The sequence below is a fragment of the Leisingera sp. CC-HEC096 genome (assembly GCF_059429235.1).
Genome location: NZ_JCAIJS010000006.1, coordinates 31974 through 52174 on the forward strand (window position 1 = coordinate 31974; position 20201 = coordinate 52174).

The following is a 20201-nucleotide window of genomic DNA, read 5'->3' on the forward strand; positions in this document are numbered from 1 at the left end:
TTTCTCTGGACAAGACTGTCCAGGATCGCCGATGAATTGGACATAAATGTCCAAAGGGCGGATTCGGGGGCCTCCCCGCTGACCCGGCGGTGTCAGACAGGGAGCAAGGCCATGAAATCGCACTATCGTGCCGTTGTCATCGGGGGCGGCGTTGTCGGCGCCTCCGTCCTCTATCACCTGGCCAAGTTTGGCTGGACCGACGTCTGCCTGATCGAGCGTTCGGTGCTGACCGCCGGCTCCAGCTGGCATGCCGCGGGAGGCTTTCACGCGCTGAACGCGGACCCGAACATCGCCTCGCTTCAGGCCTATACCATCGACCTCCTGTCAGAGATCGAACAGGAATCCGGCCAGTCCGTCGGCATGCACATGACCGGCGGCATGACCCTGGCGGGCACCCCGGACCGCTGGGAATGGCTGCAATCGGCCTACCGAACCTTTCAATCCATCGGCATCGACGACTGCCGCCTGATCACCCCGCAGGAGGCCGGCGAGCTGTGTCCGATCATGTCCACCGAGGGCATCATCGGCGGCATGTGGGCCGACCGCGAGGGCTATGTCGACACCACCGGCACCGTGCACGCATACGCCGGGGCGGCCAAGAAACGCGGCGCGGAAGTCATCGAGCACAACCGCGTGCTGGAACTGCATCAGGTCGCGGACGGCTGGCAGGTGGTGACCGAAAAGGGCACCATCCACGCCGAACATGTGGTCAACGCCGCAGGCCTCTGGGCCAAGCAGGTGGGCCGTATGGCGGGCATCGACCTGCCGGTCTCGCCGCTCAACCACCATTACCTGATCTCCGACACCATCCCGGAACTGGAACAGCTCGACTTCGAGGTGCCGATGACCGTGGACCTGGAGGGCTTCACCTATATGCGCCAGGATCAAAAGGGCATCCTGCTGGGCATCTACGAGATCGACCATGAGCACTGGATGATGGACGGCGCGCCCTGGGAATACGGGTTCGAGCTGCAGCAGGAAGACCCCGACCGGATTGAACGCGAACTGACGCTGGGCTTCGAACGCTACCCGGCGCTGCAGCACACCGGCGTCAAGACCTGGGTCAACGGCGCCTTCACCTTTGCCCCCGACGGCAACCCGCTGGTCGGCCCGGTGCGCGGCAAGCCCGGCTACTGGTGCGCCTGCGGCGTGATGGCGGGCTTCCTGCAGGGCGGCGGTGTCGGCAAATCACTGGCCGAATGGATGATCCACGGCGAGCCGGAGGCGGATGTCTTTGGCATGGATGTGGCCCGTTTCGGCGACTACGCCCAGAACAAGCGCTTCATCAAGGAAACCACCGGCCAGTTCTACACCCGCCGCTTCGTGATGACCTACCCGAACGAGCAGCTGCCCGCAGGCCGCCCGCTGAAGAAGGCCCCCGCCTACTCGGACATGACCCGCGCAGGCTGCCGCTGGGGCGCCAGTTACGGGCTGGAAGTCCCGCTCTACTTCGCCCCGTCGGAAGACTTCACCGAAACCCCGACCCTGAAACGCTCCAACGCCTTTGAGATCATCGCAGACGAATGCAAGGCGGTGCGCGAGTCCGTGGGCCTCCTGGACATCTCCGCCTTCTCCCGGTTCGAGGTCTCAGGCGATGGCGCCGAAGCCTGGCTCAACCGCGTCATGGCCTCGAAACTCCCCGCCCCGGGCCGCGCCAAACTGGCGCCGATGCTGTCGTCCGAAGGTCGCCTCAAGGGCGACCTCACCGTCTTCAACTGGGGCGACGGCACTTGGTGGATCATGGGCAGTTACTACCTGCGCGAATGGCACATGCGCTGGTTCCAGGACCACATGGGCGAAAACGTAGAAGTACGGGACGTCTCCGATGCCATCACCGGCTTCAGCCTCTCCGGCCCGAACAGCCGCAAGGTACTGGAAAAGCTGACAGACGGCCCCATCACAGACCTCCCCTTCATGGGATGCGGCACCTTCGACATCGGTATGCTGCGCCTCAAGGTGGGCCGCCTCTCGGTCGCCGGTGAGCTGGGCTATGAGCTCCATTGCTCCGCCGCCGAGCACATCACCCTGCGCGAAACCCTGCTGGAGGCAGGCGCAGATCTCGGCATCCGCGAATACGGCTTCAACGCGCTGCTCAGCCTGCGGCTGGAGAAAAGCTTCGGCATCTGGAGCGCGGAATTCACCCAAGGCTACACCGCGGCGCAAACCGGCATGGACCGCTGGATCGACTGGGACAAGGACTTCATCGGCCGCGCCGCCGCGCTGAAGGAACGTGACGCAGGCGGCCCGGCGCAGGTTGTTGTGACCTTGGAAGTGGACGCCACGGATGCCGACGCCAGCGGCTTTGAGCCGGTCTGGCAGGGCGAAACCCGCGTCGGCTTTGTCACCTCCGGCGGCTATGGCCATACCGTGGGCAAATCGCTCGCCATGGCAATGGTGGACCGCGACGCCGCCGCAGAGGACACCGGACTGGCCGTCCATATCGTCGGCCAGGAACGCGCCGCCCGCGTGATTGCACCCTCCCCCTACGACCCCTCCGGCAAAGCGATGAGAGGCTGACACGATGACCATCGAAAACGACAGCGCCGCCCGCGGACGCCGCCGCCGGGGACGCGGGGCGGAGGCCGCCCCTGCCCCGCAGCGCAAGGTAAACTACCGCCAGCTCAAGAACCCCTTTCCGCTGATGGAGATCTTCCCGGCGCATCAGATCGCGGACATGCATGAAACCGCGCTGAAAATGCTGGAAGAACTGGGCATGAAGGTGCTGCTGCCGGAGGCGCGCAAGATCTACGCCAAGGGCGGCGCCCGCGTCGATGAAGACAGCGAAATGGTCTATATCGGCCGCGACATGGTGGAGGCAGCGCTGGCCACCGCCCCCCGCTCGATCACCTGCCGGGCAGGAAGCCGTGAGCGCGACATCACGCTGGAACTCGGCAGCCTGGTGTTCCAGGCCGGCGCCGGTGCCCCCAATGCCACCGATCTGGAACGCGGCCGCCGCCCCGGCTCAGCCCGGGACTATCTGGAATACCTCAAGCTCACCCATCACTTCGACGTCTTCCACATGATCTCGCCCCAGGTGGAGCCGCAGGACGTGCCCGTGCACCTGCGCCATTACTTCACCACCGAGGCGCAGATGACGCTGACGGACAAGTTCCCCTTCATCTTCTCGCGCGGGACGCCGCAGGTGATGGACTGTTTCGAGATGATCCTCGATTTCCGCGGGGTTTCCGACGCCGAGTTCCAGGCTGAGCCGCGCTGCTACACCATCATCAACACCAACAGCCCGCGCACGCTGGACATTCCGATGGCTCAAGGGCTGATCGACTTTGCCCGCCACGGCCAGGTCTCGATCATCACGCCGTTCACCCTGATGGGGGCAATGGCCCCGATCACCGTCGCGGGCGCCATCACCCTCAGCCACGCCGAGGTGCTGGCGGCGCTGACGCTCACCCAGCTCACGAACCCCGGCGCGCCGGTGTGTTACGGCACCTTCACCTCCAACGTCGACATGAAATCCGGCGCCCCGGCCTTTGGCACCCCTGCGCATTTCCAGGCGTCGCTGGCGGCGGGCCAGCTCGCGCGCTTCCTGGGCCTGCCCTGGCGGTCGGCGGCGGGGTCGGCCTCGAACTGCAACGACGTGCAGGCGGCCAATGAAAACCAGATGGGCCTGTGGGGCTGCCTGATGGCCGGCGCCACGGTGATCATCCACTCGGCCGGCTGGCTGGAAGGCGGGCTCACGGTGTCTTATGAGAAACTCATCACCGACGCCGAGGTCCTCAACATGATTGCCGAGCTCTGCGCGGGCGCCCAGGCGGGGGCGGAGGAAATCGGCTACGCCAGCGCCCTGACACAGGTGGAGCCGCAGGGGCATTTCTTTGCCGCCCCCCAGACCATGGACCGCTACAGCACCGAATTCTATGAGCCGGTGGTGCATGACTACGCCAACTTCGGCACCTGGACCGAACGCGGCAGCCTTGACGCCAGCCAGCGCGCCACCCGGATCTGGAAGGACATCCTGGCCCGTGATAACCGGCCTCAAACCGATGAAACCCGCGCTGAAGCGCTCAAAAGCTTCATCGCCAAACGCACCGCCGAGGGCGGCGCACCGCCGGAGAGCTGAGATGGCCAGACGCGCCGCCCCGGTGCTGCACCGGGACAACCCGGACAAGGAGCCGCTCAGCGGCCATGTGAAAGTCACGCCGGAGGACTGGCTGAACGTGGCCCGCGATCTGCTGGTCAGCGACGGTGTGGCCGGGGTCAAGGTGCTGGCCATCGGTGAGCGGCTGGGGGTCTCGCGCTCCAGCTTCTATTGGTACTTCAAGAGCCGCAAACACCTGCTGGAAGCGCTGCTGAACGACTGGGAGGCGCGCAACACCGCGCCGATCCTCACCCATTGCGACTTGCCAGCTGACAATATTTCCTGGGCGGTCTGCAATTTCTTCCGCTGTTTCGTCGACCCGGACCTGTTCGACGCGTCCCTGGATTTTGCGGTCCGCGAATGGTCGCGGCGCGACGGCAAGGTCCGCAACCGCATCGACGCCGCGGATGCGCTGCGGCTCAAGGCGGTAACCGCCATGTTCGAGCGACACGGCTACAGCCCTTATGAGGCCGACGCCCGCGCCCGGATCCTTTATTTCATGCAATGCGGCTACCACGCGCTGGAGGTTCGCGAGCCGATGCAGGCCCGCACCGCGCGGCTGGAAGGCTATCTGCTGGGGTTCACCGGGGTGGCGCCTGATCCCGAGGCCGTGGCGGCGGCACGGGCGTTTGCGAAAGGCAAGATGGACCGCTGATACGGCGGCGGCGGGAGCGAGGGGCAGGCCCCTCGCGCTCCCCGGAGTATTTTTGGAAAGATGAAACAAGGCACCGTGTCCAATAAGAACCTGGCACGCCAATGGGAGAGGGCGTACCAGGAGTTCCGTTGCACCTGCTGTCTAGGGGCGCGGCGGGAGGAGGCGCTTATCTCCTGTTGTGGAAGATGAAGCCGATGAAGTTCAGCAACAGCTGGGCGGCCAGGATCTGGGTGCTCTCGGAGGGGTCATAGGCCGGGGCAACCTCCACCAGGTCGATCCCCACCACATCGCCGCGCTTGCTGAGGCCCTGCAGGATCTCCAGCACGTCATAATACTGGAAGCCGCCGTGGCTGGGTGTGCCGGTGCCGGGCGCAATCGAGGGGCAGAAGGCGTCGATGTCGATGGTCACGTAATAGCGCGCGCCCTCGGGGATGCGCTCCAGCACGGCGTCCGTCCCCAGCTTGCGCACCTGCCGCACCGACAGGATATCCGAGCCGCGCTCGCGGGCGTCGATGTAGCCTTCCCTGGCGGTCGAGGACACGTTGCGGATGCCCAGCTGGGTCATGCCGGAAACGTAATCCTTCTCGATCGCCCGGCGCATCGGGTTGCCGTGGCCGTCGGTGACGCCCTTGCGCTCGTCGACGAAGTCCAGATGCGCGTCGATCTGGATCACGTGGATCGGGCCGTTCTTGGCGCAGTCCTCGGCATAGGCGTTGATGCAGGGGATGTTGATCGAATGGTCGCCGCCGATGGTGACGGGCAGCGCGCCCGCCTCCAGAATCTTCTTCACGCCGTATTCGATGCTGGCGTGGCTCTCTTCGGTCTTGGTGTGGATGATGTCGGCATCGCCCAGATCGACAATCCGCACGTCCGCGCCCAGATAGGTGGCGTCATCCTCGTGATCATAAGCGCCGGCATGGCCGAAGCTGAACAGCGTCGAGGCCTCGCGCACCGCCCGCGGACCGAACCGCGCGCCGGAGCGGAACTGGCAGCCGAAGTCAAACGGCGCGCCCAGGATCGCAACGTCGGCGTCGATGCTGTCCCAATCCTCCACGTAAGGCTTCTTGCCAAAAGTGGCGATGCCGACGAAGGGCAGGTTCAGGCGGCCAGAGTCGTACCCGTGTCCAGACATAAGCATTTTCCTTTATCTGTCTGGCGGCAGTTCAGCACAGTGTACAGCATAAAACTATTTCATATTGCTTATGTTCACATGAAAAAGTCTCATGTAATTGCTGCCGCACCGCAGGGAGGATCCGCACCATGAAGCTTCTGCGCAATACGCTGCTGGAGACCTTTGTCACCGTCGCCGACTGCGGCGGGTTTTCTGACGCGCAATATGCCTTGGGAGTTACCCAGTCGGCGATCAGCATCCGCATCCGCGATCTGGAAACCTCGCTCGGCTACCGGGTGTGCGAGCGCGGCCGCGGCGGCTTCCGCCTGACCGAACGCGGCGAAATCGCGTATGAAAAGGCCCGCGATATCCTGCGCAGCGCCCGCGATTTCGACGCCGAGCTGCTGGAGCTGCGCGATGCCGTCACCGGCGACCTGCGTATCGGCGTGGTGGACGCTGTCAGCACCCTGCCCGGCCTCAACCTGACCCGCGCCCTGCAAGATTTCCTCGCCCGCCCCAACGAGGTGCGGCTGGAAATCGTTGTCGCCTCCCCCGCCGATCTGACCCAGCAGCTGATCACCGGCGCCCTGCACGCGGCCATCGCGCCGTTCCGCAACCAGATCGCCGACCTGGCCTATGAGGAGCTGTGCAGCGAGGAACATCGCCTTTACTGCGGCCAGGACCACCCGCTGTTCACCCTGCCGCAGCAGCAGGTCACCCCGCAGGAGGTCGCCCGGCACGCGCTTTGCCAGCGTTCTTATGACATGCTGGTTTCCCCCGATCTCGGCAGCCCCGACCCCCAGGCGGTGGTCGCCAACATGGAGGCGATGGCGATGCTGATCGAAACCGGCCAGTACCTCGGCCCGCTGCCGGTGCATTATGCCGATGCCTGGGTGCGCGCAGGCCGGTTCCGCGAGCTCACCCACCCGCAGCTGCGCTGGCACTCCGCGTTTTCCCTCGCCACCCGGCGCAGCCAGGTCCACCGGCGCGCGGTGGAGCTGTTTGTCCAGGATGTCCGCGACGCCTGCCGGCACCACCCCGCAACCGCCGTACAAACCTGACAACCCTGCAGGCTGGAAAGCCATTGGTTTTGCGCAGCGATACGCTGGCTCAGGTCTGGGCATGGGTTGCCGATCGCGTTAACCCTGATCCGGCGCTTTTTTACCAAACACAGATCAAACTTCGGAGCTATTTCATGAATTCGATTGAAAAGAACCTGGCAAGCCTTAGCGTAATTCTGCCCCAAGCCCCCCGGCCCCTGGGCAATTTCGCCCCTTATCTGGTGGATGGGGAGTTTCTGTATATCTCGGGGCAGATATCCATAGCGCCAGATGGCCAGACGATCCAAGGTAAGCTCGGCCAGGACATCGATATTGAACAAGGGATCGAAGCCGCGCGCTGCTGCGGGATCGGCATCCTGGCCCGCGCCAAAGCCGCCATCGGCGATCTCAGCAGGATCGAACGGCTCATCAAGCTGGGCGGTTTCGTGAATGCCCACCCGGATTTCTCCGAACATCCCAAGGTCGTGAACGGTGCGTCGGACTTCATGGTGCAGGCGTTGGGGCCGGAGAAAGCAAACCATGTGCGTTTTGCCGTCGGCAGCGCAAGCCTGCCCGCATACGCGGCTGTTGAGATTGAGGCGGTATTCCGTATCAGGGCGGAAGCCTGACGCCAGACCCGGCCGCCTGTGTCAGGCAGCCGGCCCGTCCCTCGGTCTGGACAACTTTCGCCCCGCTGGCGCAGTATCGCGAACAGGAGCGGCGCCCGCGCCGCAGGGCGGAACCAAACCGGCCTGCACCCGTTATACCCAGGGCGCACCTGCCCTGCGGGCCTGCGGCTTTCATACCGCCTCCGGCGCGGCTCCTGAGGAAGTGATCGGCCCGTGAATGCATTACCTGCGGCCGATGCGCATTCTGTAACGGCATAAGCCGGGCGTGCGGAGCCAACCGCCGCCGAGCCCCTGAAGGAGCGATGGAGAACATGTCCCAGATATCCAGCACCGTCCTGGCGCTGCTCGAATTGCTGTCTTACCTCTTTGTATTTGCCATCGGAGCAGGCCTGTTGTGGCTGATCGTTCTGTATGTCCGCGACAAGACACAGACCGACAGCACCCTGCGCCGCAACTATCCGGTGATTGCCCGCTTCCGGTATCTGTTCGAGCACCTTGGAGAGTTTTTCCGGCAATACTTCTTTGCCCTCGACCGGGAGGAGATGCCGTTCAACCGCGCCGAACGCTCCTGGGTTTACCGCGCCGCCAAGAATGTCGACTCGACCATCGCCTTCGGCTCCACCCGCGACCTGCGGCGTCCCGCCACGGTCTATTTTGCCAATTGCCCGTTTCCCTCGCTGTCGCACGAGGCCTCGCCGCCTTCGACGCTCACCATCGGCCCCTATACGCGCCACCCCTACACCACCGATTCCATCTTCAACATCTCCGGCATGAGCTATGGCGCCATCTCCGTCCCCGCGGTGCGGGCGCTGTCGCATGGCGCCAAGAAGGCCGGCATCTGGCTCAACACCGGCGAGGGCGGCCTGTCGCCTTACCACCTGGAGGGCGGCTGCGACCTGGTGTTCCAGATCGGCACCGGCAAGTTCGGTGTGCGCAAGCCCGAGGGCGGCTTTGACGAGGATAAACTGCGCGCGGTGGCCGCGCATGAAACCGTCCGCATGTTCGAGCTGAAGCTAAGCCAGGGCGCCAAGCCCGGCAAGGGCGGCATCCTGCCCGGCGCCAAGGTGACACAGGAGATTGCCGAGATCCGCGGCCTCACACCGGGCGAAGATGCAATCAGCCCCAATCGTCATCCTGAAATCGACAGCGTTGGCGACCTGCTGGACATGATCGCCTATGTCCGCGAGGTAACCGGCAAGCCGGTGGGCTTCAAGGCGGTGCTCGGTGCCTATGGGTTTATTGAGGGGTTGTGCCAGGAAGTCCTCTCCCGCGGCATCGAAAGCGCCCCGGACTTCATCACCATCGACAGCGCCGACGGCGGCACCGGCGCCGCCCCGATGAGCCTGATCGACAACATGGGGATGCCGCTGCGCGAAAGCCTGCCGCTGGCCGTCGACACCCTGATCCGCTACGGCCTGCGCGACCGCATCAAGGTCTGCGCCAGCGGCAAGCTGATCAACCCGTCAGAGGTCGCCTGGGCGTTCTGCGCCGGTGCCGATTTCGTCAACTCCGCCCGCGGCTTCATGTTTGCGCTCGGCTGCATCCAGGCCCTGCAGTGCAACAAGAACACCTGCCCCACCGGCATCACCACACACGACCGCAAGCTGCAGTTCGGCCTCGACCCGGCCAGCAAATCCGAACGCGTCGCCTATTATGCCAAGAACATGAAAAAGGAAGTCGGTATTATAGCTCACAGCTGCGGCGTGGCACAGCCGCGGCTGCTGAAACGCTACCACGCGCGCATCGTGCTGGGTAACGGCCGTTCCGTCTCAATGGATGAGCTGTATCCGACGCCGGAACAGCAGCACGCCGCGCAATGAGCCGCCCCAAAGCCATTCAACCAACAGGAGCCCCTATGCCTGACACTCCCTCCGCGCCCCCCGCTCCGTCCAACGCCTCCGACCTGCTTGTTGCCGCGCTGGAAACCGAAGGCGTCGAATACGTCTTTGCCGTCCCGGGCGAGGAAAACCTCGACCTGCTGGAATCCCTGCGCACCTCCAAGATCGAGCTGGTGCTGACCCGCCACGAACAGGGCGCCGCCTTCATGGCCGCCACCTATGGCCGCCTGACCGGCAAGGCGGGCGTCTGCATGGCCACGCTCGGCCCCGGCGCCACCAATTTCGCCACCCCCGCCGCCTACGCCCATCTGGGCGCCATGCCGCTTATCATGATCACCGGCCAGAAGCCGATCAAGAAATCGAAACAGGGCCGCTTCCAGATCATCGACGTGGTCAACCTGTTCGACCCGATCTGCAAGATGTCCAAGCAGATCGTGCACGGCAACACCATCCCCGCGCTGATCCGCGAGGCCTTCCGCACCGCCGAGGAGGAACGCCCCGGCGCGGTGCTGCTGGAATTGCCGGAGGATATCGCGGCGGAGGAAACCGACACCTCTGTCCTGCAGCCGCACCCGCGCCATTACGCGGTGGCGGGCGATGAGGTGCTGAACGAGGCGGCGGAGATGATCCGCAACGCCAAAATGCCGCTGCTGCTGGTCGGGGCCGGCGCCAACCGGCGCAAGGCCCGCTCTGCGCTGTGCGACTTCACCGACCTGATCCAGATCCCCTTCTTCAACACCCAGATGGGCAAGGGCGTGGTCGATGAACGCTCGGACCTGTTCCTGGGCACCGCGGCGCTGTCGGATGGCGACTATCTGCACTGCGCGATCGAACGCGCCGACCTGATCATCAACGTCGGTCACGACGTGGTCGAAAAACCGCCCTTCTTCATGGAGGAAGGCGGCACCAAGGTGATCCATGTGAACTACAAGGCGGCGCAGGTCGATCAGGTCTATTTCCCGCAGCTGGAGGTGGTCGGCGACCTGGCCCAATCCATCACCCGGCTGGGCAAGATCCTGGGCGGCCCGCTGGATTTCGACCGCAGCTATTTCGAGCGCGTCAAGCAGGAGACCGACGGGCATATCTCCGAAGGCGCCGATGACGGGCGCTTCCCGGTGATCCCGCAGCGGCTGGTCGCCGACACCCGAAAGGCGATGAATGAATGCGATATCATCGCGCTGGATAATGGCATCTACAAGCTCTGGTATGCCCGCAACTACAAGGCCTATCAGCCCAACACCGTTCTCTTGGACAACGCGCTGGCAACTATGGGCGCGGGGCTGCCCTCGGCGATGATGGCGGCCAAGCTGAACCCGGACCGGCGGGTGATGGCGATCTGCGGCGACGGCGGCTTTATGATGAACAGCCAGGAGCTGGAAACCGCTGTCCGCCTGGGTCTCAACCTGGTGGTGACAGTGCTGAACGACAACGCCTATGGCATGATCCGCTGGAAACAGGCGCACGCCGGGTTCGGGGATTGGGGGCTGGAGTTCAACAACCCTGATTTTGTCCAGTACGCAAACAGCTACGGGGCCACCGGCCACCGGATCGAACGCACCGAAGACCTGTTGCCCACCTTTGAAAAAGCCTTTGACGCGGGCGGCGTGCACCTGATTGATGTGCCAGTTGACTACAGCGAAAACCAACGGGTTCTGATTGAGGAACTGGCGGACAAGGTGTGCCTGATATGACCGATACCTTAGACGTCGTGAACCCGTTCAGCCTGGAACGCATCGGCACGGTCGAAACCTCGGACTGGGACCGGATCGACGCAATGCTGGACACCGCGCACGGGCTGTTCCGCAACCGCGATGCCTGGCTGCCCGCCTATCAGCGCAGAGACATCCTCAAGAAAACCGCCCGGCTGATGGAGGACCGCTTTGACGAGCTGGCCCTGTTGATCGCCAGTGAGGGCGGCAAGCCCTTGGTCGACGCCAAGGTCGAGGTCAAGCGCGCCATCGACGGGGTCGAACTCTGCGTGCATGAGATCGGCCAAATGACCGGCAGGGAAATCCCGATGGACCTGACCGAGGCCGGATCGGGCCGCATCGCCTTCACCCAGCGCGAGCCGATCGGCGTGGTGGTGGCCGCCAGCGCCTTCAACCACCCGCTGAACCTGATCGTGCATCAGGTGGCACCCGCCGTCGCCACCGGCTGCCCGGTGATCGTGAAGCCCGCGCAGGACACGCCGCTGTCGTGCCAGGCCTTTGTCGCCATGCTGCACGAGGCCGGGCTGCCGCAGGACTGGTGCCGCGATGTGGTCTGCTCCAACGCGGTGGCAGAGAGGATGATCACCGACCCGCGCGTCGGCTTCTTCTCCTTCATCGGCTCCGCCCGCGTCGGCTGGATGCTGCGCTCCAAGCTCGCCCCCGGCACCCGCTGCGCCCTGGAACACGGCGGCGCCGCGCCGGTGATCGTGGCAGAGGATGCAGAGATCGACGCGATGATCCCTCTGCTGGCCAAGGGCGGTTTCTACCACTCCGGCCAGGTCTGCGTCTCGGTCCAGCGGGTCTTCGCCCCCGCCGCCAAGGCCCAAGAAATCGCGCAGAGGCTGGCTGAGGCGGCGCAGGCATTGAAAGTGGGCGACGCGACCGACCCAACCGTCGACTGCGGCCCGCTGATCCGCCCGGGCGAGGTCGACCGGGTCGAGGACTGGGTGAACGAGGCACTGGACGGCGGCGCCGGACTGCTGGCAGGCGGCAAGCGCCTGGGCGAGACCACCTATGCCCCCACCGTTCTGCTGGACCCGCCCGCGGATGCCCGCGTCTCGCAGCAGGAAATCTTTGGCCCGGTGATCTGCGTCTACAGCACCGACAGCATTCCGCAGGCGATTGAGGCCGCCAACAGCCTGCCCTATGCCTTCCAGGCCGCGGTTTTCACCCAAAGCCTTGACACCGCGATGCAGGCAGTACGCCAGCTCGATGCCACCGCGGTCATGGTCAACGACCACACCGCCTTCCGCGTTGACTGGATGCCATTCGCCGGCCGCCGCCAGTCCGGCTACAACACCGGCGGCATCGGCTACACGATGCATGACATGACCCAGGATAAGATGGCGGTGATCAAGCTCTGACGCGGTGGTGCACCGGGCAGGCCGTCGAAAAGCCTGCCTAGGACGCTACCGCCGGTACCGGCTTCTCGTCCCGCGGCGGGACACCGAACTTGCGGGCATATTCCCGGCTGAACTGGGTCGGGCTTTCATAACCCACGTCATACGCCGCCGAAGCCACCGACTTGCCGCCGCTCATGAGCAGGCGGCGCGCCTCCAGCAGGCGCAGCTCCTTCTGGTATTGCAGCGGCGTGGTGGAGGTGAGCGACTTGAAATGCTCGTGGAAGGTCGACTGGCTCATCCCCGCCGCGGCGGCCAGCTCTGCCACCGCAATCGGCGCCTTGTAGCCGGTGCGGATCAGCGCAATGGCCTTGGAAATCCGGCTTGCCGGGCTTTCGTGCAGCAGCAGCTGCCGCAGCATTCCGCCGTGCTGGGCCCGCAGGAGGCGGAAATGGATCTCCTTCAGCACCAGGGGCGCCAGCGCCTGCACCTCGACCGGGTCCCGCGACAGCCGGAACAGCCGCGCCATCGCATCGGTCAGCGCCGCGTCGCTGTCCGCGACGCTCATCGAATGTGTGCCCCGCTGCTGCCCCTCCGCCGCGCCGATTTCATCATACAGGCTGCGCGCGGTGGCCAAGTCCAGCCGCAGCGCCAGCGAGACATAGGGCTTGTCCGGCGCAGCGTCGATCACCCCGGCCGTGACCGGTAGCGCGTGGCTGACGATCAGCGACATGCCCGCGCCGTATCGGATCACCCGGTCCTCCAAGTGCGCTTCCTTGGCGCCCTGCAGCACCAGGCACATGACCGGCTCATAGACCATCGCCTGAAACGCGGTCGGGGTCTCGCGGCAAAAGGCAAACAGCCCATCGACCCCGGTCTCGCACCCGTCTTCCGGCGCGCCCTTGCTGCGGACAAATGCGGCAACGTCGTCGATCAGATCCTGCGGCACCATGGGCGGTCCTCCTCTTCGCCCTGAATATAGGCGGGCGGCGGCGGCGAAAGAACCGCAATTCCCGGCGCGCCGGAGGATCAGGCAGATCATCCGGAGGATCAGGCAAGGCAATCCGTCCCGCGCGCCCTACCTTTTGCTGCAACAAACACAGCCGGGGCGGCGGCAAGCCCTGGCGGCACAACGCTTCCGGGAGGACATCTCATGTACAAAGACGCGATTGCAGCAGGCGGCCTGGCGGTGGTGACCGGCGGCGCCAGCGGCGTTGGCTTTGCGGCAGCCGAACGGTTTGCCCAGGCTGGGCTGGGGGTGGTGCTGGCCGACCTGCCGGGCGAGGCGCTGGACCAGGCGGCGGATAAGCTGCGCAGCCAGGTGAAGGCCGGCGCACCGGTGCTGGCGGTTCCAACCGACGTCAGCAAACCCGAGGACCTCACGGCCCTGGCCGACACCGCCTTTGACGCGGGCGAAGTCGCGGTGCTGATGAACAACGCAGGCATCGCCCGCCCCTCCGGCAGCTGGGAACACCCGGACGCCTGGCGCGCCATGATCGAGGTAAACCTCTTTGGCGTGCTGAACGGTGTGCACGCCTTCCTGCCCCGGATGATCGGCGCCGCGCGCCCTGCGGTAGTGGTCAACACCGGCTCTAAACAGGGCATCACCACACCGCCGGGCAACCCGGGCTACAATGTCTCCAAGGCTGGCGTGAAGGTGCTGACGGAGATGCTGGCCCATGACCTGCGTCAGGCCGATGCGCCCATCACCGCGCATCTGTTCGTGCCCGGTTTTACCTATACCGGCATGATCGCCAGCTTCATGCCGGAAAAACCCGCCGCCGCCTGGACGTCCGAGCAGACCGTCGATCACCTGCTGACCCGCATGGCGGCGGGCGATTTCTATATCCTCTGCCCCGACAACGACGTGACACCGGGCCGCGACCGCCGCCGGGTCGCCTGGGCCCTGGGCGACATCCTGGAGAACCGCCCGGCCCTGTCGCGCTGGCATCCCGATTACGCCGACGCCTTTGCCGACTTCGAAAAATCCTGAACCTGACATTCCAGCCAAGGGGAGGCCCCATAGCCATGGCAATTTCATTGAAACTCAACGGCCAGACGCATCAGGTCGAGGCCGAGCCCGGAACCCCGCTGCTGTGGGTGATCCGGGATGAACTGAAGCTGACCGGCACCAAGTTCGGCTGCGGCGTGGCCGCCTGCGGTGCCTGCACCGTGCATCTGGACGGCGAACCCGTGCGCTCCTGCCAAACCTATGTCGAGGACGCCGAGGGCGCCGAGATCACCACTATCGAAGGGCTGGACTCCGAGGTGTCCAAGGCCGTGCAGGACGCCTGGGTGGAGCTGGACGTGGTGCAATGCGGCTACTGCCAGTCGGGCCAGATCATGTCCGCCGTCGGCTTGCTGAGCGAAAACCCCAAGCCAACGGTAGAAGAGATCGACAGCTACATGAACGGCAACGCCTGCCGCTGCGCCACCTACCAGCGCATCCGCGCCGCGATCCAGCGCGCGTCCGAAATGATGGAGGCCTGATATGACCCTCAACACCTCCCGCCGCGGCTTCATCAAATCCGCTGCCGCCGCCGCTGCCGTCCTGTATGTCGGCGTCCGCCCCAACGGCGCCTTGGCCGCAGGCGCCGCGCCGGCGCAGCTGAACCCCTTTGTGAAGATCAGCGCAGACGGCACCGTCACCGCAATCGTCAAGCACTTCGAGAAGGGTCAGGGCCCGGCCACCGGCCTCACCACCCTGATCGCCGAGGAGCTGGGTGTTTCGATGGAGGAAATCCAGTACGAATTCGCGCCCTCCGATGCCACGCGCTATGCCAACCTGGCGTTCGGCCAGATGCAGGGCACCGGCGGCTCCACCGCGATGGCCAATTCCTTTATGCAATACCGCCAGGCCGGAGCCGCCGCGCGTGAGATGCTGATCAAGGCTGCCGCCGAGGCCTGGGGCGCCGACGCCGCCGAGCTGACGCTGGAGGATGGCGTCATCAAGGGCGCAGGCCAAGAGGCGCCGCTGGCAGAGTTTGTCGCCGACGCCGCGCAGATGGAGGCCCCGGCAGAGCCGCGGCTGAAGGACCCCAGCGAATTCCGCCTGATCGGCAACCCGCAGGTCAAGCGCAAGGACTCCCTGCCCAAGACCAACGGCACCGCGATGTATGCGATGGACCTGCATCTTCCGGACCAGATGGTTGCCGTCATCATCCGCAGCCCGCGGATGGGCGGGCTGGCCAGCGGGTTCGACGATGCCGGCGCCAAGGAAGTCAAAGGCTACATCCGCGCCGCCGTGCTGCCCAACCAGGCGGGCGTCGCGGTCTATGCCGAGGACACTTGGGCCGCGTTCCAGGCCCGCGATGCGATCACGGTGGACTGGGATTTCTCAAACGCCGAAAGCCGCAGTTCGGACCAGATCCGCGAAGAGCTGCTCGCCGCAGTTAACACGGAGCCGGAGTATAACGTGACCGGCGCGGACCAGGCCGCCACCACAGAGCAGATCGAAGGGGCAGCGCAGGTGGTGGAGCAGACTTTCTACTTCCCGCTGCTGGCGCATGCGCCGATGGAACCGCTCACCTGCACCATCGAGGCGGACGCGGACGGCGGCGTCACCCTGCACGACGGCTGCCAGTTCCCCTCCGGCCCGCATATGGCGATGGCGCAGATCTTCCAGCTGCCGATGGAGAAGGTCCGCATCAACACGATGTTTGCCGGCGGCTCCTTCGGCCGCCGCGCCACACCCACGGCGGATTACCAGGTGGAGGCGGCGCTGGCCTTTGCCCTGACCGACCGCACCCGCCCGGTGAAACTGGTCTGGTCGCGCGAGGATGACATCACCGGCGGCTATTACCGCCCCGCCGTGGCGCACCGGGTGCGGGTGGGCCTGGACGCGGAAGGCAATATCACCGGCTGGGACCACCGCATCGCCGCGCAGTCGATCCTGAAAGGCACAGCGTTTGAGAGCATGATGGTGCACGGCGGCGTCGATCACAGCTCGGTCGAGGGCGTGGCGGACACCCCCTACAGGATCCCGGGGCAGTTCACCGGGCTCACCGACGTGGCCAAGGCGACCTCCGTCCTGTGGTGGCGCTCAGTCGGGCACACCCACACGGCCTATGTGATGGAGGTGATGATGGACGAAGCCGCCCGCGCTGCCGGCCGCGACCCGGTGGAGTTCCGCCTCGCCCTGCTGGAGGGCGGCGGCGCCGATCAGCAGCGGCTGGCGGGCGTCCTGAAACTGGCCGCCGACAAGGGCGGCTGGGGCAGCGCGCCGGAGGGCCGCAGCCAGGGCATCGCCGTCCACAAGAGCTTTGGCAGCTACGTGGCCGAGCTGGTGGAGATTTCCGGCAATGCCGATGACGGGGTGAAGATCGAAAAGGTCACCTGCGCGGTGGATTGCGGCATCGCCGTCAACCCGGATGTGATCAAGGCGCAGATGGAAGGCGGCATCGGCTACGGCCTGGGCCATGCCATGCGCAACGAGATCACCCTGACCGAGGGCGTTGTCGATCAGTTCAACTTCCCCGATTACGAGCCGTTGCGCATCGGCGATATCGGCGCCATCGAGGTGCATATCGTGCCCTCTGCCGAGATGCCAACCGGTGTGGGCGAGCCCGGCACCCCGCCCGCTGCCCCGGCGCTGGCCAATGCCATCGCGGCGGACGGCCCGCGGGTGACAGAGCTGCCGATGAACCTGAACGGCGTCAGCTTCGCCTGAGCCGCTCCCCGCACCGGGCAAGTGGCCTGGTGCGGGGAATTCCGGTTGAAGCAAAGGGATTTGACTGCCCGCCGCTCAGACCAGCCCCATGGCAATGGCGGAGTGCGGGGTGATCCCGAGATCGGTGAATCCCGCCATCGTCTCCCCCACGGTATTGTCCTGCTCCATAAGGGCGATCTGCGCCTGGGTCACCGGCGGCCGCGGCAGCAGCGACAGCGGCGCCGCGCCCGCGCGCCACAGCGCAAAGGGCACCGGAAGCAGCAGCCGCCTGCGGCCGGAGCGGGCGGCCAGCCGCCGCAGGATTTCCCGGTAGGTGAAGACATCCGGCCCGCCCAGCTCAAACACCTTGCGGGGCGCCCGCGCGCCATCCAGGATCCGGCAGATGGCTTCGGCCACGTCGCCCGCCCATACTGGCTGCAGCCGCGTGCGCCCGCTGCCGAACAGCGGGATGACCGGCAGGTGATCGACGATCTTCTGCAGATCGCCGAAAAAGGCGCCGCTGCGGCTGAACATCACGCTGGGCCGCAGGATGATGGCGCCCGGAAAGACGCTGCGCACGGCGGCCTCACCCTCAGCCCGGGCCCGCACATAGGCGGAGGGCGATTGCAGGCTGGCGCCGATCCCGGAAATGTGGACCAGCCGCTGAACACCGCTGTCACGCGCCAGCCGGGCGATCTGCCGGGCGGCATCGGTGTGCACATCCTGAAAGCTCTGCTGGCGGGTTTCGTCATAAAACCCGATGCAATTGACCACAGCCGAGGCCCCCTCCAGCGCCCGTGCCAGCGAGTCCGGGTCCGCGAGATCCATGCCCACCAGCCGGACCCCGGTGTCCCAGCTGCTGTGATAAGAAGCGGCTGCATCCGGCGACCGGGTTCCGGCGCTGACCGGGCAGCCGCGGTCCTGCAGCCGGCGCACCACCCGCTGGCCGAGAAACCCGGTGCCGCCAAGCACAATAACATTCCGGACGCTGGTCTTCATGGCGAATTGCCCCGCGTTAGCCCGTGCAACTGACGCGGACCGCTGCCGGCCCCGTCCCGCCACAGGCCAGCCCGGGCGGCACATACGCCCGGGCGGAACAACCCATAGCTGCGCCATCACATAGCGCGGCGGGCCGCCTAGGCCACCGCCGGCGTGAATTGCAACCCGGCTGGCCTCAGACGCGGTCTAAAGACACTCCTCCCTTCCTCTTGCCGGAAATATTCTCGGGGGAGCGCGAGGGGGCAGACAGCCCCCTCGCTTCGGCGGTCATTTTTTGAGGTTGGTCCAGATCTGGTCGTAAACCGCCTGGGTCTGCTGGTCGCAGACCTCGATGAACACGCCCTCTCCCGCTGCCGCGGGCGGGTTCCGCTCCGGCAGCGCAGCCAGGTCCGCGTTCAGATAGGCCTCGGTGCCGGCCACACCAGCGTTATACTGGGCATAGTTGGTGACTGCGGCGATGTTTTCGGGCTCCAGCAGAAAATCCATGAATTTCAGCGCGTTCTCCCGGTTCGGCGCGTCCTTCAGCAGCACCACATTGTCCATCCAGACCACATAGCCTTCCTTGGGGAAGGCATATTCCACATTGGCCCCTTCGGCGCGCGCCTTGGCGGCAAAGCCGTCATAGATCATCCCCGCGGCGGCATCGCCGGAAACCAGCACCTCCTTGGCGGTGTCGGAGTTGAACGAGGCCCAATGCTGCTTGGCCCCCTGCAGCATCGCATTCAGCGCCTTCAGCTGCTCCCGGTCGGTGGCGCACTGCGGGATGCCCAGATGCAACGATCCCAGCGCCATCATCTCGCCTTGGCTGTCCAGCACGTTGATCTTACCCGACAGCTCCGCCGGCGGCTCGAACAGGATGCCGGTGGTCAGGATATCGCCGCCATAGGCATCACGGTTCACCGCAAAGGCGGTCGAGCCCCACTGGTAGGGAATGGAATGCGCCCTTCCCGGATCAAAGCCGGGATCGGCCCACTCCGGCGCGATGTTGTCCTTATTGGCCAGCTCGCCCTCGCCGATGGTGTCCAGCAGGCCCTCTCCGGCCATGATCTTGACCATGTAATCGCCCGGCACTGCCAGGTCATAAGTGCCCATGCCGCCCGCCTTCAATGTGGCCAGCATGGATTCATTGGAATCGTAGGTATCCATCGTCACCTCGATTCCGGTCTCTGCGGTGAACTTCTCCAACAGCTCCTGCGGCATGTATTCGAACCAGTGGTACAAGACCAGCTTGCCCTCGGCGGCGGCGGCGTTGGCTGCAAGGCTCAGCGCTAGCGCGGCGGCGCTGGATTTAAGCAAATTTTTCATGAGGTTCCTCCCGTGTTGGATCAGTTTGTGCTGTCGGATTTGCTGACGAAGTAGCTGATGGTGACCATCACCACCGAGACGCTCAGCAGCATGGTCGAGATCGCCATGATGTTGGGTTTGATGCCCTGCTTGACCGAACCGAAGATCGCGGTGGGCAGGGTCTCGACGCCCGCGCCCTTGACGAAATTGGTGATGATGAAGTCGTCCAGCGAGACGATGAAGGCCAAGAGGAAGCCCGAGATGATGCCCGGTGCCATCAGCGGCATCAGGATCTTGGTGAAGGCCTGCCTGCGGGTCGCATAAAGGTCCATCGCCGCCTGCTCGAAACTGTCCTCGATCCCCTGCATCCGGGCCGAGATCGGCAGATAGGCAAAGGGGATGCAGAAGGCGATATGAGCCACCAGGATGGTCAGGTAGCCGCGGGTGAAGCCGATGGCGTTGAAGAAGATCAGGGTCGCCACCGCGGTCACGATCTCCGGCACCATCAGCGGCAGTGAGATCAGGCCAAAGGACACGGTGCGCATCTTGAACTGGCCGCCGCGCACCATGGCGGTGGCTGCCAATGTGGCAATCATCGTGCTGGCGGTGGCCGCCATTATGGCGATGGTGAAGCTGTTGAAGGCCGCACTCTTGAACTTGGCGCTTTCCGGTCCGGTGAACACGTCCGCGTACCATCGGAACGACAGCCCCTCCCAGTTGGTGATCGATTGGGAGGCGTTGAAGCTGTAGACGGTGACGATCACCAAGGGGGCATAGAGCACCACCAGGCACGACAGGGTGATCGCGCGGAAACCTTTGTAGGTTTTGATATTTTCATTCACATGCGCCATG

16 protein-coding genes are annotated in these 20201 nt (G+C 65.1%); 11 read left to right on the forward strand and 5 right to left on the reverse strand.

Annotated features, from left to right (window positions below):
• Positions 1-111: 111 nt before the first annotated feature.
• Genes AC5STI_RS20555 through AC5STI_RS20565 form a run of 3 tightly spaced genes read left to right on the forward strand, consistent with a single transcriptional unit; the run spans position 112 to position 4751 of the window.
• The gene (locus AC5STI_RS20555) at positions 112-2517 is read left to right on the forward strand and encodes a GcvT family protein (RefSeq protein WP_495448122.1); all 2406 of its coding nucleotides are present in this window, start codon (positions 112-114) and stop codon (positions 2515-2517) included.
• Positions 2518-2521: 4 nt separating this feature from the next.
• Positions 2522-4078, forward strand: coding sequence for a trimethylamine methyltransferase family protein (locus AC5STI_RS20560; RefSeq protein WP_495448123.1), 1557 nt, complete (start codon positions 2522-2524; stop codon positions 4076-4078).
• 1 nt (position 4079) lies between these two features.
• Positions 4080-4751, forward strand: coding sequence for a TetR/AcrR family transcriptional regulator (locus tag AC5STI_RS20565; RefSeq protein WP_495448124.1), 672 nt, complete (start codon positions 4080-4082; stop codon positions 4749-4751).
• Between the two features lie 166 nt (positions 4752-4917).
• Here AC5STI_RS20565 and speB read toward each other — a convergent pair whose 3' ends face one another.
• The gene (gene speB, locus AC5STI_RS20570) at positions 4918-5883 is read right to left on the reverse strand and encodes an agmatinase (RefSeq protein WP_495448125.1); all 966 of its coding nucleotides are present in this window, start codon (positions 5881-5883) and stop codon (positions 4918-4920) included.
• Positions 5884-6011: 128 nt separating this feature from the next.
• On the opposite strand from speB, the gene AC5STI_RS20575 reads away from it, so the two are divergent.
• The 5 genes from AC5STI_RS20575 (at position 6012) to AC5STI_RS20595 (ending at position 12442) form a co-directional block, all read left to right on the forward strand.
• Complete coding sequence (locus AC5STI_RS20575; RefSeq protein ID WP_495448126.1) at positions 6012-6923, forward strand: LysR family transcriptional regulator; 912 nt, start codon at positions 6012-6014, stop codon at positions 6921-6923.
• A 23-nt stretch (positions 6924-6946) separates the two neighbouring features.
• Positions 6947-7531: a RidA family protein gene (locus AC5STI_RS20580; RefSeq protein WP_495448127.1), complete on the forward strand. Its 585-nt coding sequence runs from the start codon at positions 6947-6949 to the stop codon at positions 7529-7531.
• Between the two features lie 311 nt (positions 7532-7842).
• Complete coding sequence (locus AC5STI_RS20585) at positions 7843-9351, forward strand: FMN-binding glutamate synthase family protein (protein WP_495448128.1); 1509 nt, start codon at positions 7843-7845, stop codon at positions 9349-9351.
• A 35-nt stretch (positions 9352-9386) separates the two neighbouring features.
• Complete coding sequence (locus AC5STI_RS20590) at positions 9387-11060, forward strand: acetolactate synthase large subunit (protein ID WP_495448129.1); 1674 nt, start codon at positions 9387-9389, stop codon at positions 11058-11060.
• A complete protein-coding gene (locus tag AC5STI_RS20595; RefSeq protein WP_495448130.1) occupies positions 11057-12442 on the forward strand; it encodes an aldehyde dehydrogenase family protein in 1386 nt (461 codons plus the stop codon). Before AC5STI_RS20590 ends, AC5STI_RS20595 begins: the two co-directional genes overlap by 4 nt.
• A gap of 37 nt (positions 12443-12479) precedes the next feature.
• Here the strand turns inward: AC5STI_RS20595 and AC5STI_RS20600 are convergent, their stop codons facing one another.
• Entirely contained in the window at positions 12480-13370 is an 891-nt protein-coding gene (locus AC5STI_RS20600; RefSeq protein WP_495448131.1) for an AraC family transcriptional regulator N-terminal domain-containing protein, read from the reverse strand.
• A gap of 201 nt (positions 13371-13571) precedes the next feature.
• Here AC5STI_RS20600 and AC5STI_RS20605 point away from each other — a divergent pair, with 201 nt between their 5' ends.
• The 3 genes from AC5STI_RS20605 to AC5STI_RS20615 are packed head-to-tail and all read left to right on the forward strand — an operon-like array spanning position 13572 to position 17087.
• On the forward strand, positions 13572-14411 hold the full coding sequence (locus AC5STI_RS20605) for an SDR family NAD(P)-dependent oxidoreductase (RefSeq protein WP_495448132.1): 840 nt from the start codon (positions 13572-13574) through the stop codon (positions 14409-14411).
• A 35-nt stretch (positions 14412-14446) separates the two neighbouring features.
• A complete protein-coding gene (locus AC5STI_RS20610; RefSeq protein ID WP_495448133.1) occupies positions 14447-14908 on the forward strand; it encodes a (2Fe-2S)-binding protein in 462 nt (153 codons plus the stop codon).
• Position 14909: 1 nt separating this feature from the next.
• Positions 14910-17087, forward strand: a complete 2178-nt coding sequence (locus AC5STI_RS20615; RefSeq protein WP_495448134.1) for a xanthine dehydrogenase family protein molybdopterin-binding subunit — start codon at positions 14910-14912, stop codon at positions 17085-17087.
• Between the two features lie 75 nt (positions 17088-17162).
• On the opposite strand, the gene AC5STI_RS20620 is transcribed toward AC5STI_RS20615, so the two are convergent.
• The 3 genes from AC5STI_RS20620 to AC5STI_RS20630 form a co-directional block, all read right to left on the reverse strand.
• Positions 17163-18065: a complex I NDUFA9 subunit family protein gene (locus AC5STI_RS20620; protein ID WP_495448135.1), complete on the reverse strand. Its 903-nt coding sequence runs from the start codon at positions 18063-18065 to the stop codon at positions 17163-17165.
• 267 nt (positions 18066-18332) lie between these two features.
• Positions 18333-19370: an extracellular solute-binding protein gene (locus AC5STI_RS20625; protein WP_495448136.1), complete on the reverse strand. Its 1038-nt coding sequence runs from the start codon at positions 19368-19370 to the stop codon at positions 18333-18335.
• Positions 19371-19390: 20 nt separating this feature from the next.
• The gene (locus AC5STI_RS20630) at positions 19391-20200 is read right to left on the reverse strand and encodes an ABC transporter permease (protein ID WP_495448137.1); all 810 of its coding nucleotides are present in this window, start codon (positions 20198-20200) and stop codon (positions 19391-19393) included.
• Between the last annotated feature and the right edge of the window lies 1 nt (position 20201).